At 59.3% G+C, this 13,630-nt stretch carries 15 protein-coding genes; 5 read left to right on the top strand and 10 right to left on the bottom strand.

The features are described from left to right. Nucleotides 1–4 precede the first annotated feature (4 nt). Nucleotides 5–958, top strand: coding sequence for an HD-GYP domain-containing protein (locus tag EXZ61_RS06605; RefSeq protein WP_237219110.1), 954 nt, complete (start codon nucleotides 5–7; stop codon nucleotides 956–958). Here EXZ61_RS06605 and plsY read toward each other — a convergent pair. Both plsY and EXZ61_RS06595 read right to left on the bottom strand, forming a co-directional pair. Then, the gene (gene plsY / locus EXZ61_RS06600) at nucleotides 955–1,587 is read right to left on the bottom strand and encodes a glycerol-3-phosphate 1-O-acyltransferase PlsY (RefSeq protein WP_237219163.1); all 633 of its coding nucleotides are present in this window, start codon (nucleotides 1,585–1,587) and stop codon (nucleotides 955–957) included. The two genes, EXZ61_RS06605 and plsY, sit on opposite strands and share 4 nt — an antisense overlap. Nucleotides 1,588–1,701: 114 nt before the next feature. Beyond that, nucleotides 1,702–2,190 carry an aminoacyl-tRNA deacylase gene (locus tag EXZ61_RS06595; protein ID WP_142810224.1) on the bottom strand — a complete coding sequence of 163 codons (489 nt, stop codon included), beginning with the start codon at nucleotides 2,188–2,190 and terminating at the stop codon, nucleotides 1,702–1,704. Between the two features lie 58 nt (nucleotides 2,191–2,248). Between EXZ61_RS06595 and EXZ61_RS06590 the strand changes: the two genes are divergently transcribed. Then, on the top strand, nucleotides 2,249–2,881 hold the full coding sequence (locus tag EXZ61_RS06590; RefSeq protein ID WP_142810222.1) for a hypothetical protein: 633 nt from the start codon (nucleotides 2,249–2,251) through the stop codon (nucleotides 2,879–2,881). A 16-nt stretch (nucleotides 2,882–2,897) separates the two neighbouring features. On the opposite strand, the gene EXZ61_RS06585 is transcribed toward EXZ61_RS06590, so the two are convergent. The 6 genes from EXZ61_RS06585 to EXZ61_RS06560 all read right to left on the bottom strand — a co-directional run bounded on the left by EXZ61_RS06585 (nucleotide 2,898) and on the right by EXZ61_RS06560 (nucleotide 8,315). Next, the gene (locus EXZ61_RS06585) at nucleotides 2,898–3,962 is read right to left on the bottom strand and encodes an aldo/keto reductase (protein ID WP_142810220.1); all 1,065 of its coding nucleotides are present in this window, start codon (nucleotides 3,960–3,962) and stop codon (nucleotides 2,898–2,900) included. A 397-nt stretch (nucleotides 3,963–4,359) separates the two neighbouring features. After that, nucleotides 4,360–4,830, bottom strand: coding sequence for a GIY-YIG nuclease family protein (locus EXZ61_RS06580; RefSeq protein WP_142810218.1), 471 nt, complete (start codon nucleotides 4,828–4,830; stop codon nucleotides 4,360–4,362). A gap of 17 nt (nucleotides 4,831–4,847) precedes the next feature. Continuing rightward, complete coding sequence (brnA, locus tag EXZ61_RS06575; RefSeq protein WP_142810216.1) at nucleotides 4,848–5,117, bottom strand: type II toxin-antitoxin system BrnA family antitoxin; 270 nt, start codon at nucleotides 5,115–5,117, stop codon at nucleotides 4,848–4,850. Further along, on the bottom strand, nucleotides 5,107–5,370 hold the full coding sequence (locus EXZ61_RS06570) for a BrnT family toxin (protein WP_142810214.1): 264 nt from the start codon (nucleotides 5,368–5,370) through the stop codon (nucleotides 5,107–5,109). Before EXZ61_RS06570 ends, brnA begins: the two co-directional genes overlap by 11 nt. Nucleotides 5,371–5,713: 343 nt before the next feature. Next, a complete protein-coding gene (locus EXZ61_RS06565; RefSeq protein ID WP_237219109.1) occupies nucleotides 5,714–6,520 on the bottom strand; it encodes a glycine-rich domain-containing protein in 807 nt (268 codons plus the stop codon). Further along, nucleotides 6,507–8,315: an acetate--CoA ligase gene (locus EXZ61_RS06560; protein WP_142810212.1), complete on the bottom strand. Its 1,809-nt coding sequence runs from the start codon at nucleotides 8,313–8,315 to the stop codon at nucleotides 6,507–6,509. The genes EXZ61_RS06565 and EXZ61_RS06560 overlap by 14 nt, the downstream gene beginning before the upstream one ends. 25 nt (nucleotides 8,316–8,340) lie before the next feature. Between EXZ61_RS06560 and EXZ61_RS06555 the strand changes: the two genes are divergently transcribed. Beyond that, nucleotides 8,341–9,243, top strand: a complete 903-nt coding sequence (locus EXZ61_RS06555; protein WP_142814137.1) for an alpha/beta fold hydrolase — start codon at nucleotides 8,341–8,343, stop codon at nucleotides 9,241–9,243. Here EXZ61_RS06555 and EXZ61_RS06550 read toward each other — a convergent pair. Further along, nucleotides 9,233–9,427, bottom strand: coding sequence for a hypothetical protein (locus EXZ61_RS06550; RefSeq protein ID WP_142810210.1), 195 nt, complete (start codon nucleotides 9,425–9,427; stop codon nucleotides 9,233–9,235). The two genes, EXZ61_RS06555 and EXZ61_RS06550, sit on opposite strands and share 11 nt — an antisense overlap. A gap of 236 nt (nucleotides 9,428–9,663) precedes the next feature. On the opposite strand from EXZ61_RS06550, the gene EXZ61_RS06545 reads away from it, so the two are divergent. After that, complete coding sequence (locus EXZ61_RS06545) at nucleotides 9,664–10,719, top strand: extracellular solute-binding protein (protein WP_237219108.1); 1,056 nt, start codon at nucleotides 9,664–9,666, stop codon at nucleotides 10,717–10,719. Between the two features lie 61 nt (nucleotides 10,720–10,780). Here EXZ61_RS06545 and EXZ61_RS06540 read toward each other — a convergent pair whose 3' ends face one another. Beyond that, complete coding sequence (locus EXZ61_RS06540; RefSeq protein ID WP_142814135.1) at nucleotides 10,781–12,361, bottom strand: ABC transporter permease; 1,581 nt, start codon at nucleotides 12,359–12,361, stop codon at nucleotides 10,781–10,783. Between the two features lie 165 nt (nucleotides 12,362–12,526). On the opposite strand from EXZ61_RS06540, the gene EXZ61_RS06535 reads away from it, so the two are divergent. After that, nucleotides 12,527–13,624: an ABC transporter ATP-binding protein gene (locus EXZ61_RS06535; RefSeq protein ID WP_142810208.1), complete on the top strand. Its 1,098-nt coding sequence runs from the start codon at nucleotides 12,527–12,529 to the stop codon at nucleotides 13,622–13,624. Nucleotides 13,625–13,630 lie beyond the last annotated feature (6 nt).

The following is a 13,630-nucleotide window of genomic DNA, read 5'->3' as shown; positions in this document are numbered from 1 at the left end:
GCTTGTGAACACTGACAACGATTACGAAGACTTGCTAGCCCAATGGTCTGACCTCGAGTCAGGTCTGGGCGTTATCTTGGGCAACCCCAGTAGCACCCAAGAGTTTGCACACCGGGTCGTGCAGTACGACCGTTGGATGCAGGGTCTGCTATTGCGTGACCCGGATGTAGGCTTGTACCTATTGTTTCAACTGGCCAGCAACTCCCCTGTGGGCTACAGCGCTTCGCACGCCTTGGTATGCGCTGTCTTGTGCCACTTGATAGCCGCAGATGTGGGCTTGCAAGCACGCGAGCGAGACAGCTTGGTGCGCGCGGCCCTCACCATGAACATCGCGATGACGGGCCTGCAAGACACCTTGGCTAATCAGCCCGAAAAACCAAGCCCTGAGCAGCAAGACGTCATTCGCATGCACGCCGTCAAGGGAGCCATGATGCTCACCAACTTGGGAGTCTCAGACGACAGTTGGTTAGACATTGTGTCGGCTCACCACACCGACGCCATTGACAAGTTAGACCCGCGATCCGCCCCCCCTGCGGCCAAGCTCACACGGATACTGAAGTTGGTAGACCGGTATGCCGCCATGATCAGCCCCCGCGCATCCCGTGCGGGGCGCAGTGCCACCGAGTCGGTGCGCTCCATACTGGGCAGCGGCGCGGCCAAGGCCGAAGACATAGGCCACGCCATGGTGCGGGCCATTGGTCTGTGCCCGCCAGGCACCTATGTGCGCTTGGAGAACAACGAAATTGCGGTGGTGGTGCGCCGCAGCACCGACCCCAAGCACCCGTATGTAGCCATAGTGAGCAACGCACGGGGTGAACCCTTGCGGGAACCCCGTTTGCACAACACCGCCCAATACAAGCCCAGAATCAAGCTGGCCTTGGCCGCCTCGTCGGTGAGGGCCAGGCCCAACCACTTTTTGATACTGAAAATGGGGGCCAAGGCCACCCAATCGTTTTAGGCAGACTTCTTCTTCCCAAGGCGCGACTCGGTGCCCTTGGCCAAGCGGCCAATGTTTTCAGCGTGACGGTAGACCAGCAGCAATGACATGACCGAAATAGCCACTAGCACCTCTGTGCGCATGTACCACGCCACACCGTCACCAAACACGTAGTACACCGGGGCAAACAAGGCCGCCACCAGCGACGCCAAGGACGAATAGCGGAAAAAATACGCAATCACCACCCAGGTCAGCAAAGTAGCCAAGCCCAGCACACCGCTCAAGCCCAACAGCACGCCCAGCGCAGTAGCCACGCCTTTACCGCCTTCAAACTTGAAGAACACGGGGTACAAATGCCCCACAAACGCGGCCAGCCCCACCAAGGCCAAGGTGCCGTCTTCCAGACCATAGGGCTTGCCAAACCAACGCACCAACACCACGGGCAACCAGCCTTTGGCCGCATCCAAAGCCAACGTGATGATGGCGGCGGCTTTGCTGCCCGAGCGCAGCACGTTGGTGGCGCCTGGGTTCTTGCTGCCAAACGTGCGTGGGTCGTTCAAGCCCATGACACGGCTCACGATTACGGCAAATGACAAAGACCCCAGCAAGTACGCGGCCACGGTGGCCAAAAAGGGCAAATAGGGTTGCAAAGCGTCCAAAACTCTCTCCTGCAGCGCCACCACACGGGCACCATTGCAGGTATTTTGCCAGCCCGTGGATGCGGGTCTTCCCCAAGCCCTACAAGACCGGCAGCGCCGCGCGCCCTACTCCAAAGCGCATTGCACGGGCTTAGCACCCAAGAGGTCCACACACACCTGCGGCGCAATGCCCACCAAGTAGCCCTTGCGCCCGCCGTTGATCAGAATTTTGGGAAGCTCTAAAACACTGGACTCCACAAAAACAGGCATGGTCTTGCGGGTGGCAAAGGGTGATGTGCCCCCCACTTGGTAGCCGCTGTGGCGGTTGGCCACTTCGGGCAAGCAAGGCTCCACCGACTTGGCACCGATTTGGCGCGCCAGGTTCTTGGTAGACACCGTGCGGTTACCGTGCATCAGCACAACCAAGGGCTTGGCATCTTGGTCTTGCATGATCAAAGTCTTCACCACGGCAAAGGGATCAAACCCCAGCACCTCGGCGCTGTGCTGCGCCCCTCCATGCTCCAAATACTCATACGGGTGCTCGGTAAACACCACTTTGTGGGCCTTGAGCAAAGCGGTGGCGGGGGTTTCGCTGATGTGCGCAGTCTTTTTCATACCTTAAGGTTCGTAGGCTATGGTGGGGAGTTTACGTTCACCATTCCCCAGACCGCCATTGCAAACGTTGCACCTTCCCCTGTCCATCCGTCGCAACAGCCCATTCACCGCAGCCCTGCTGGTCGCCCTGCTCTTGCATGCGGCGGCCTTGCTGTGGCTTGGACCAGCCCAAATGTGGACGCCCGCAACCGAGCAAGATGCGCCACGCACGGTGTTTCGGTTTGTGGATGCGCCAGAGCGCACACCCCCACCAGCCGCCAAAGCCAAAGAAACGCCGCCGCTAGGCCCTGCGGCACATACAAGGAGCCAGCGCACCCACAGCGCAAGTCAACAAGCGGCAAGTGCAGCCCAAACCCCGCGTGCAGCATCCGACACAGCAGCGCCAACTGCGCCCTCCACCGAGGCACAAGCAGAAGCTGGCGAGTCGCCAAAGCCTTTCCCACTAGCGGGCGATGTCATGCGCCAAGCTGCCAAAACTTCGGCCAGACAAACCACCTTGGCCGAGCGCGCCGCCCAAGACCTAGGCGCCCAAAGCAGCAGTCCACTGAGCGCAGCTGCACGCTTAGAGCAAGGCATCAAGAGCGCGGGCCGCGGAGACTGCGCCAAAGGCGAGTTTTATGGCGGCAACCTGGGCCTTTTCAGTGCGCCCATGCTCGCTTTTGCGCTAGCCAAAGGCGAATGCTCTCGGTAGAGACTGCCGCAAGCGATTAGGTCGCAGGGTCGCGATTTTCCCAGCGGATGGCGTCAATGGCCTTGAGCACTTCAGGCGACAAAGTAGTGCCCCACGCGTCCAAATCTTCATCCAGTTGCGCCACCGAGGTCACACCAATGATGGTGCTGGCCACTTGCCACTTGGTGTAGCAAAACGCCAAGGCCATTTGCGTGGGGGTCAAGCCATTGGCGCGGGCCAGCGCGTTGTAGCGGCGCGCGGCATCCAGGGCTTCGGCACGGCCCCAGCGTTGTTTGCGGGTGCTCTCAAACTTTGCGATACGCGCCTGCGCAGGTGCATCGGGGCCGGTGAGGCCCGAGGCGTCGTACTTGCCTGTAAGTAGGCCAAAGCCCAACGGCGAATATCCCAAGAGCGACACGCCATGGCGGTACATGGTCTCATCCAAACCGTTTTCCACCGTGCGGTTGATCAGGCAGTAGGCGTTTTGCACCGTGGCAATGCGTGGCAGGCCATGCTGTTCGGCCAAGCGAACAAACTCGCTCACACCATACGGCGTCTCGTTGGACAGGCCCACCGCGCGCACCTTGCCCGCCTGTACCAAGGTTTGCAGCGCCTGCAGTTGCTCCAAGATGGGGGTGACTGCGGCGTCTTTGCTGGGGTCAAAGTACAAGCTCCCAAACATGGGCACATTGCGGGCGGGCCAGTGGATTTGGTAGAGATCAATGACGTCTGTGTTCAAACGCTTGAGGCTGGCGTCACACGCAGCAATGATGTCTGCGCCGGTTAAATCCGCACTGCCACCACGCACCCAGGGCATGCCGCGCGAGGGGCCTGCCACTTTGGTCGCCACCACCAGCTTTTCGCGCGCACCAGGCGTTTTGGCAAACCAACGACCAATGATTTGCTCAGTCAGCGTGAAGGTCTCCGCGCGGGGCGGCACGGCATACATCTCAGCCGTGTCGATGAAGTTAACGCCGCGCTCCAAAGAGCGGTCCAAGATGCGGTGGGCCAAGGACTCATCCACCTGCTCGCCAAAGGTCATAGTGCCTAGGCAAATGGGGGTAACAGACAGGTCGCTGGAGCCGAGTTGAATGTGTTTCATGAGTTGTAAAAAAGACGATTGTGGGAACGATGGATGCATCGTAGCGTGCCATCGAAAACCCAGCACGGCGGCCTGCAATGCCCTTGGGCGGTTTAGACGGCGGCGGCATACGCCTTTTTCGGGGAAGGCTTCCTTGCCAATCCATCGCATTTGCATTATTTTCCGGATCACTACGAATCGAAAAAGCGTAAAGGCAAAGTAAGGGGATCAAGTGGGCTGAAGGGATTCAAGGCCCAAACCGCAAATCGGCTTTGAGCAGATTGCAAACTTTCGCAGCACTCCAAAGCAGCCGTAGAAAAAGCAGTTTTAACGTCGGCGCTGTACGGCACGCAGCACACGCCGCGAAGCGGCGGTCTGACGCTGCGTGTCCGCGAAGAGCACCCTATTAGACAGCAGCTCAGTGATTATCGAAATCATTGTGTTTAGCCTTTACGGCGAGGGCGACGTAAACCTCAAGGAGCGCCTGTCTTACTGGATCGGCTTCTTCGACAAACCTCAACTCCATTTCACGAATTCTCGCTTTTGACTTCAGGAAAGCATGTGCGAACTCAGGTTCGAGCATGAGTGCGGCGCGGGAACCCTCCCCGCGCTTGTATGTGGCGTGAAGTCGACCGGTGGCGTGACGCGCAAGACGAAATGCGAACGCAGCCATGCGATGCGTTGCTCCGGGTAGTGAATGCCTTCCGATTCTCCCGCGGATGTCATTGCTACGGCCTACATACAGGTACTCGCCGCCCTCAGAGAATAGGTACACGCCCGCCTTCGGCATGTCCTTCGGAAGAAGCGACGGCTTTACGGGCTGCATAGCCAAGAGTGCATCGAGCTTCGGCCTGAGGGCTTCCACGTGGGCGAGAAATATGGCGTCCATGCTGTCTAACGTGAAGTTCAGCGGTGCGCCGCACCTGCGCGCGTCCGTTGGAACGGCAAGTTAGAAGCGGTCGCCTCAAGGCGCTCGGCCAGCCAGACTTTGATAACAGACTGCCGTGTAACCCCTAGTTTGTTAGCTTCGCGGTCTAGCGAGTCAATCATCCATGTTGGAAAATCGACATTCACTCGCTTCTGCTCTTGCAGCACGCGTTTGGCCTTGGACAAGTCCAAAGAAGCCATAACGTCGACGTCCTCATCAAACTGTTGCTCGAACTTTTTAGCTTTCATAAAGTGCCACCTCTTCTGTGCGTGCACGTCGCACGGATATCAATCGGACATTGGCCCCGCGGTAGGTAATGACGGCCGACCAATGCTTCCCATCAATTAGCCCTATCACCAGATACCGCGGCTCATCATCCGTTTTTGCCGGGATTTCCAGCAGCATCGGGTCATTCCAGAGACCTTGCGCTTCGACGAAATCGATACCGTGTTTCGCGCGATTAGATTCGCTCTTTGCGGTGTCAAATTCGAAGGAGTTCATAGTATAGAAACTATACCTTAATTGGCGTTAATGCACCAGCCAACTTGAACTTCTAACGTAATGTCCGGAGCAACAATAAGTGCTCTACAAAATGGCTGGTGCTCGATATTCTGGTCATCACATCCTCCGGAAAGTGGCTTGCAGCCGCACTTTGACTAGTTTTCCACTTTGTTAAATGGATACGGATATTCTGGCAGACCAGTCGAGACCGGTGGATGCGAAATCTTGTCCACAGGCCAAATGAACCTCAAACTGCAGGAACTAGCCCAACATCAGCAAGCGGCTTAGCCGTCAGTTCGAAACAAGGCGGGCAGGCATTTTTGGCGTAACGCACTGCCACGGCTCAATCCCCACCACCGCATCCCCCTCCACAGCCGCCGCCGTCACTACCGCCATCGCTGTCGGAGCCTCCAAAGGAAAAACCGTCGCCGCTGGCGCCATCGCCACCACAGCCGCTCCCCCCGCCTTCTCCAAAGCTGGTGCCGCAATAGGTGTCGGCACCGGCTTGCTTGTCGATGGCTTTGCAGTCTGGCACGTAGCTAAAGCCGCCGGGGATGGCGAACTTGGCGTCCAGGGCAAACAGCAAGGGCAGGCGACTAGGGGCGCGGGGGTTGATGCTTTCTTCTTTGCAGGCCCAAAACCAGCTGCGGCGCAGGCCGTCGTTGCGCTTGGGGTCACGGCCCAGCACTTCGGCGGGGGTGTGGTGCAAGAGGCGGCCAAAGGCATATTTGCACCACTGCTCATAGGCACGGGTGTGCAAGATGAACTCATGCCACGCGGCATCGGCCACCTGTGAGGGCATGGCCACAAAGGCGTTTTTGCTGCGCAGGTGCGCCATGAAAAACTGGCGCAAGCCCCGCAGCACCAACTCGGTGTCACGCTGGCTCAGCTGGGGATACTGCGCGCGCAGCTTGGCGCCTAGGTAGCGCGGCATGGGGGCTTCGCGCACAAACTGGCGGCGCAGACTTTGCTCCCACTGGTAGACCGCTGTGCGCAATAGCACGCAGCCCAAGGCCACAGCCAACCAGGCAAAGCCTTTGGTACCCAGCAACGCCACCGCAGGTGCCACTGGGAAGGCTGCCCACTTCAGCAGCACCAGCCACCCAATGCGCCGCACCAAGGTGGCTTGGGCAAACTTAGGCAGCCGCAAAACGGGCCTCCTCTTGTAAGCGCAACACACGGCGCTGCACTTTGCCGGTGGTGGTCATGGGCAAGGCGTCTACAAACTCAATTTCTTTGGGGTATTCATAAGGCGCTAGCAAGCCTTTGACATGGGTTTGCAGCTCGGCAGTCAGCTGAGCCTCCAATTGGGCTCTAGCGCCCGTTCCGTCTGCGCAAGCAGCTATAAAATCAGGAGCAATCACCACATACGCCTTGACCAGCGCACCGCGGTCTCGGTCGGGCTTGGGCACTACCGCTGCGTTGGCCACGGCAGGGTGTTTGACCAAGCAGTTCTCGATTTCGCCAGGGCCAATGCGGTAGCCTGCGGCCTTGAAAATGTCGTCCGAGCGCCCTTGGTACCAGAGGTAGCCCTCTGCATCTCGCACAGCCAAGTCGCCCGTGCGGCACCAGTCGCCCGTGTATTTCTCTGCCGTGGCGCTGGGGTTTTTCCAGTAGCCCAGAAAGAAGATGGGGTCAGGGTGGCCGTGCACATCGAACCGGTTGAGCGCCACGTCACCGGGCACGCCCACGGGGCACTCCTTGCCAGCCTCGTCAATCACCGCCACGCGGTGGCCGGGGTAGCCCATGCCCATGCTGCCGGGCTTGGGGGCCCACAAGCGGGCGCAGTTGCCCACGATGTAGTTCACCTCCGTCTGGCCAAACATTTCGTTGGGTGTGACGCCCAGCTGCGCTTGGCAGTAGCCAAATACGGCGTCGCCCACTGCCTCACCGGCGCTCATCATGGCCTCTAGCCGTAGGCCAAACTGCGCCTGCACGGTGCGGCGTGCGCTGCCGGGGTAGGCTTTCATCATCGCCTTGAGCGCTGTGGGGAACAAAAAGGTGTGCGTCACCTGGCATTGGCCCATCAACTCCAAGGCAGTTTGTGGGCTGAAGCGGCCGTTGTAGGCCACGATGGGGCGGCCAAAGTACAGCGTGGGCAGCAGCGCATCCATGAGCCCGCCGGTCCACGCCCAGTCTGCAGGGCTCCAAAAAACAGCCTTCGAACCCGTAGGCAAGGCCCCTTGTGGTGCCGTGCCAAACGGGTCAAACCCAAACCAGTTTTGGCTGCACACAAAGCCAGACAGGTTGCCAATGAGCGCGCGGTGCGGTATGAGCGCCCCCTTGGGGTTGCCCGTGGTGCCGCTGGTGTAGATGAGCACCGCTGGCTCGTCGGCCAAGGTGTTGACCAGGTCGAACTGCGCCGGAGCTTGGGCCAAGGCCTTGGCAAAGTTGAGCGTGCCTCCCTGCTGCGTGGCAGATGCAGGCCCCACCCCGATGACACTTTTTAATGCCGGGCACGCCGCGCGTGCGGTGGCCAATGCATCCAAGTTGGTGGCGTCGCAAATGGCGACCACGGCTTCGCTGTTGTGCAGGCGAAACTCCAAAGCCTCGGGGCCAAACAGCATGGACAAGGGCATGGCCACCGCGCCCATCTGCAACACCGCCATATAGGCCACTGCCGTTTCAAAACACTGTGGCATCACGATGGCCACCCGGTCCCCACGCTGCACACCCAAGCCCACCAGCACGTTGGACAAGCGGTTGGCTTGGCTTTGGAGCTCGGCGTACGAGTAGTTTTGGGCCTTTGCGCCCGTGGAATAAGCGCAGACAGCTATTCTTTTGCTAGCACCTGGTGCAGCCGCCCAGCGCGCGCTGCAGGCTTGCGCCATATTGAAATGCCGGGGAACGTGCCAAGCAAACTGCTGGTGTAAACGCGCATAGGCGGCGGGCCATTGGCTACTGGAAACGGGAGCGGCTTTGTCACTGGCTTGACTGACGGGCATGAATGTCTTCCTTATGATGGGCCGAATGTACCAAGTTAAAAAGATTGCCCGCAGCGAGTTTGTCCCCATACGTAACCTTACCTACCATGTGCAGGTGTGGGGTGAACCAGCCCCCCACAAAACACCGTTGGTGATGGTGCACGGTTGGATGGACGTGGCCGCCAGTTATCAGTTTGTGGTGGACGCGTTTGCGCAAGACCACTACATCATTGCGCCCGACTGGCGTGGCTACGGCAAGACCAGTTCTGGCCCGGTGGACAACTACTGGTTCCCCGACTATTTGGCCGACCTGGACTTTTTGCTGGACCACTACGCGCCCCAGCAGCAAGTGAATTTGGTGGGCCACAGCCTGGGCGGCAATGTGGTGATGATTTACGCGGGCGTGCGCCCCGAGCGCATTCGCCGACTCGTCAACCTTGAGGGCTTTGGCATGCCTGCCACCACGCCCGACCAAGCCCCCGCCCGCTATGCGCAATGGATGAATGAGCTTAAAAAACTGCACCAAGGGGAGATGGAACTCAAGAGCTATGACTCCGCCGCTGGCGTGGCCCGCCGGCTCATGAAAACCAACCCCCGCTTGGGCGCTGACAAAGCCAACTGGCTCGCCACCCACTGGGCACAAGAAAATGCGGATGGCACCTGGAGCATCTTGGGCCAAGCAGCGCACAAGATCAGCAACGCGCAGCTGTACCGGGTGGAAGAAGTGCTGGCCATTTACCAGCGCATCAGCATGCCAGTGCTGGCCGTGGAAGCCTCTGACAACAGCTTGGAGATGTGGTGGAAAGGCAAGTTCACCCTGGCCCAGTACCACGAGCGCATGAAGTCGGTGCCCAACGTGCAAATTGGCCGCATTGAAGATGCCGGCCACATGATGCACCACGACCAGCCGGAGGTGCTGGCCGCGATGATTGAATCGTTTATCGCCTAAGCGTGTTGGACCCGCACACGGAGGCCAGCAGGTAGAGCGGCGTCAGGGTGAGGGGCGGCCCGCCGTGTGGCAATTTGCTGTCGGCATACGGAGCATAGTCGTCACCAGACACCAGCGACACCGTCTGTGCCGCAGCGCAGTTGCATAAAAGCAAACCTATCAAGGTCCAAGGAAAGGATGTCACATCCGCGCTCCTAAAACAGGCTTTGTCTGGCACTTCCAAGTGCTATGCCCACAGCACCCAAGCCTCTGACGGGCCACTGTAAAGACGCTATGGCCCCTGCACTCAAACGACTCACTTCGCACCAGCGCCTGGCGTGGCAGCAACCATAACCCTGCAAGGTCTAGGGTTCATTGTCATTTTTCTAGAATAAGAACGTTTCTCATTACCATTAGCAATCAGATAAGGAAGTCGCTCCCATGTCACAACCACTTTTTAGCAAGCTCGCGCTTGCATGCGCCCTGCTTGGCTCCGTTGCCATGCCCTCGGCCATGGCGCAAGAAAAGGTGCTCAATATCTATTCCGCCCGCCACTATGCAGGCGATGCCCAGCTCTACGGAGCCTTCACGCAAGCCACCGGCATCCAAATCAAGCGGGTAGATGCGGACGATGCAGGCATCTTGCAGCGGCTCAAAGCCGAAGGCACGGCATCCCCTGCTGACGTGGTGCTACTGGTAGATGCATCGCGCCTATGGCGCGCAGAAGTAGACGGCTTGTTTGCCCCCGTGCGCTCCAAGCTGCTGGACGACACGATCCCTAGCAACTTGCGCGGCAAAGCAACGGCAGAAGGTACCTACTGGTATGGATTTAGCACGCGCGCACGGGTCGTGGTGTACAACAAGGCACGCATTGCCAAGGACAGCGTAGACACCTATGAAAAGCTGGCGGATGCCAAACTCAAAGGTCAGCTGTGCACCCGCTCGGGCTCGCACCCCTACAACTTAAGCCTGTTCGGTGCCATGAATGAACACTTAGGCAGCGCAGCCACTGAAACGTGGCTCAAAGGCTTGGTGGCCAACATGGCCCGCAACCCGGTGGGTGGTGATACCGACCAAATCAAAGCCACTGCCTCGGGTGAATGTGGCGTGGCCCTCACCAACACCTACTATCTGGCGCGCTTGATGCGCAGCGACAAGCCCGAAGACCGCGCCGTGATGGACAAGGTGGGCGTTGTGTTCCCCAACCAGACGAGTTGGGGCACCCATGTCAACATTGCAGGCGGAGCGATTGCCAAGAACACCAAGAATGCGGTCTACGCCCAGCAGTTTTTGGAATTCTTGGCCGGTGCGCAAGCCCAAGACTACTTTGCCAACGGCAATAACGAGTGGCCCACGGCCAAAGGCGTGAAGATCAGCAACCCTGCGTTGGAAAGTCTGTCAGGGGGTGGTTTCAAGTCTGAAACTATTCCGGTCAGCGTGGTCGGTATGAACCAAGTGAAAGTCCAGCAAATGCTGGACCGCGTGGGCTACAAATAAGCCTAGTCGTCTGACAAATCCCTACCGTTGAGCGGTAGATGGTCTGAATACCTCGGTGTATTCAGACCATTTTTTTATTGAGGGTACGGCTGAGCAAAATCACCGGGATCAACCCGACCAAGACGAGCATCAACGCAGGCAAGGCCGCCTCGCCCAAGCGCTCGTCTTTGGCCAGTTGGAAGGTCACCACCGCCAAGGTGTCATGGTCAAAGGGGCGTAGCACCAAGGTGGCGGGCAGCTCCTTCATCACGTCCACAAACACCAACAAGCCAGCGACCACGCTGCTGCGCATGAGCAAGGGCATATGCACCCGCGACCACAGCCGCCAGCCCCCTACGCCCTGCATGCGCGCTGTTTCGTCCAAGCTCACCGGTACTTGGGCATAGCCACTTTGCACCGACTGCAAAGCCACGGCACAAAAACGCACCACATACGCCCACACCACCCCCAGCACGGTGGTGCTGATCCAGTAACCCACGCCCCACGCGGGCCAGGTGTGCTGCACCCACGCTACAGGTATGAGTAAACCCACCACCACCACCGCACCCGGAATGGCATAGCCCATACCCGCGACCTTGACCACGCCGCGGGTCAAGGCGTTGGGCACACGGCGCTGGGCAAACGCCAAGCCCAGGGCGATGGCCGTGGTCAAGATGGCCGTACCGCTAGCGAGCTGAAAACTATTCCAACTCCACCCTACAAAACTGGCCCAGGGTAAGGGGCTTTCCTCACTGCCCCAGGCTTGCAACAGCGGGCGCAGCATACACAGCACGGGCAAAACGAAGCCTAGAAGCACGGGCACAGCACACACCAGCGTGGCCCAAGCGGCCCGCGCTCCCGCCAACACGACGGGCTGCGCTTGCGACAAGCGTGCCTTGGCGTCCACAAAGCGCAAGCGCTTGCGGGCATGGGACTCCGCAGTCAGCAGCAAGGCCATGACCACCAACAGCACCGTAGCCAGCTGGGCCGCTGCAATGGGGCTGTCTAGCACCAACCACGCTTTGTAGATGCCAGCCGTAAAGGTTTGGATGCCAAAGTAGCTAGAAACTCCGTAGTCCGCCAGCGTCTCCATCAAGGCCAAGGCCGTGCCTGCCACCAAGGAAGGGCGCGCCAGTGGAAGCGCAATCGTCACGATGCGCCGGCGCAAGGAGGCGCCCATGAGCTTGGCGGCTTCCATCAAATGCGCAGCACGGCTGAGCAATGCCACACGCACCAGCAGGTAGACATAGGGATACAAGGTAAACACAAACACCGCGACCGCACCGCCCAAGCTACGCACTTCTGGCAAAAGGCGGCCCTCTAGGCCAAACGCGTGGCGCATCCAGGTCTGCGCGGGGCCACTGAACTGCAAAAAGTCGGTGTACGCATAAGCAACCACGTAAGACGGTATGGCCAAGGGCAGGAGCAAGGCCCACTCCCAGACCCGCCGCCCCTTGAAGTCAAACAACGCCACGGCGCAGGCACTCAGCACCCCCACCAACGCCACGCCAAGGGCTACGCATACGCTGAGCACCACGGTCGTCAGCCCGTACTGGGGCAATACCGAACCCGCCATTTCACGCAACAAGGAGGCACTGACCGCATCTTGGCGAAACACCGCAATAGCCAAAGACACCACGGGCAAGGCCACCAATGCCCCCATCAGCAGCAAAGGCACGGCAGAGAGCACCTTGCGAAAACCAAAACCTTGGACAAATGATGAAACAGTGGGCACGGCTAGAAACACGGCTGGCAAAGACCTCAAGAGATGAACGGGGCCAAGCCCTCAGACTGCGAATGAGAATTGTAAGTACCTACAATTTCAGGCATGTACTTAGAACTTGAAGCCCTTAGTGTGCGCTACCGCGCATCCCTGCCACCTGCGGTGGACGCCGTGAGTTTTGGCCTCAAGGTGGGCGAGATAGGTGTACTCATTGGCCCCTCTGGTTGCGGCAAGACCACCCTGCTGCGCGCCATTGCTGGATTGGAGTCCACGCACAGTGGCCATATCAGACTCAATGGCATTACCGTCAGCAGTGCCCAGCACGCACTGCCCGCAGAGCAGCGCGAAATGGGCATGGTGTTCCAAGACTACGCGCTGTTTCCGCACATGACCGTAGACCAAAACATAGGCTTTGGCATTCACGCATGGAGCAAGCCCCAGCGCCAGGCCCGCATTCTGGAAGTGCTGCAATTGGTGGGCTTGCAAAGCCATGCCAGCCGCTATCCGCACGAGCTATCGGGTGGTCAACAGCAACGCGTGGCACTTGCACGGGCACTGGCCCCCAAGCCAAAGCTGCTGCTGCTAGACGAGCCCTTTTCCAACTTGGATGTGGACCTGCGGGAACGCTTGGCCCAAGAGCTGCGCACTATTCTTAAGGCCGCCGGAGCCACCGCCCTGTTTGTCACCCATGACCAGTTGGAGGCGTTTGCCATTGGCGACCGCATTGGCGTTATGCAGCAAGGGCAGTTGCACCAATGGGCGGACGCCTACACCCTGTACCACCGCCCGGCAACGCGCTTTGTTGCGGATTTCATAGGCCATGGCGTGTTCACGCCAGCGCATGTGGAACTGCACGAGGAACATGGCGTGCCCCACAAGCATGTGGTGACGCCCTTGGGCGCTTTACATGGAATCCACCAACAGGAACAAGACCGCCTGGCGCTCGGCCCCTGTGACATCTTGCTGCGGGCCGACGACATCGTGCATGACGACGCCGCACCGGTCAAAGCGAAGATTCTGACCAAAGCCTTTCGGGGCAATGAGTTCCTCTACAGCCTGCAACTGCTCACGGGCGAAACCGTGCTGGCCCACGTCCCGAGCCACCACAACCACCGCATCGGCGAGTGGATCGGCATACGCCCAGAGGTCGACCATATCGTGACGTTTGAGAGTCAAGCCCTCAGTACAGCAGGTGGCAACTAAAATAGC

The organism is Rhodoferax aquaticus, from assembly GCF_006974105.1.
GTDB lineage: Bacteria > Pseudomonadota > Gammaproteobacteria > Burkholderiales > Burkholderiaceae_C > Allorhodoferax > Allorhodoferax aquaticus_A.
This window is presented reverse-complemented; position numbering and strand designations above follow the sequence as displayed.

Coding starts and splice junctions, on each gene's coding strand:
- EXZ61_RS06585 (WP_142810220.1), bottom strand. CDS start 3,962: ATGAAACACATTCAACTCGGCTCCAGCGACCTGTCTGTTACCCCCATT.
- EXZ61_RS06560 (WP_142810212.1), bottom strand. CDS start 8,315: ATGCCCGTCAGTCAAGCCAGTGACAAAGCCGCTCCCGTTTCCAGTAGC.
- EXZ61_RS06570 (WP_142810214.1), bottom strand. CDS start 5,370: ATGAACTCCTTCGAATTTGACACCGCAAAGAGCGAATCTAATCGCGCG.
- EXZ61_RS06555 (WP_142814137.1), top strand. CDS start 8,341: ATGTACCAAGTTAAAAAGATTGCCCGCAGCGAGTTTGTCCCCATACGT.
- EXZ61_RS06580 (WP_142810218.1), bottom strand. CDS start 4,830: ATGGACGCCATATTTCTCGCCCACGTGGAAGCCCTCAGGCCGAAGCTC.
- EXZ61_RS06540 (WP_142814135.1), bottom strand. CDS start 12,361: ATGGGGGCATTGGTGGCCTTGCCCGTGGTGTCTTTGGCTATTGCGGTG.
- EXZ61_RS06545 (WP_237219108.1), top strand. CDS start 9,664: ATGTCACAACCACTTTTTAGCAAGCTCGCGCTTGCATGCGCCCTGCTT.
- EXZ61_RS06535 (WP_142810208.1), top strand. CDS start 12,527: ATGTACTTAGAACTTGAAGCCCTTAGTGTGCGCTACCGCGCATCCCTG.
- brnA (WP_142810216.1), bottom strand. CDS start 5,117: ATGAAAGCTAAAAAGTTCGAGCAACAGTTTGATGAGGACGTCGACGTT.
- EXZ61_RS06595 (WP_142810224.1), bottom strand. CDS start 2,190: ATGAAAAAGACTGCGCACATCAGCGAAACCCCCGCCACCGCTTTGCTC.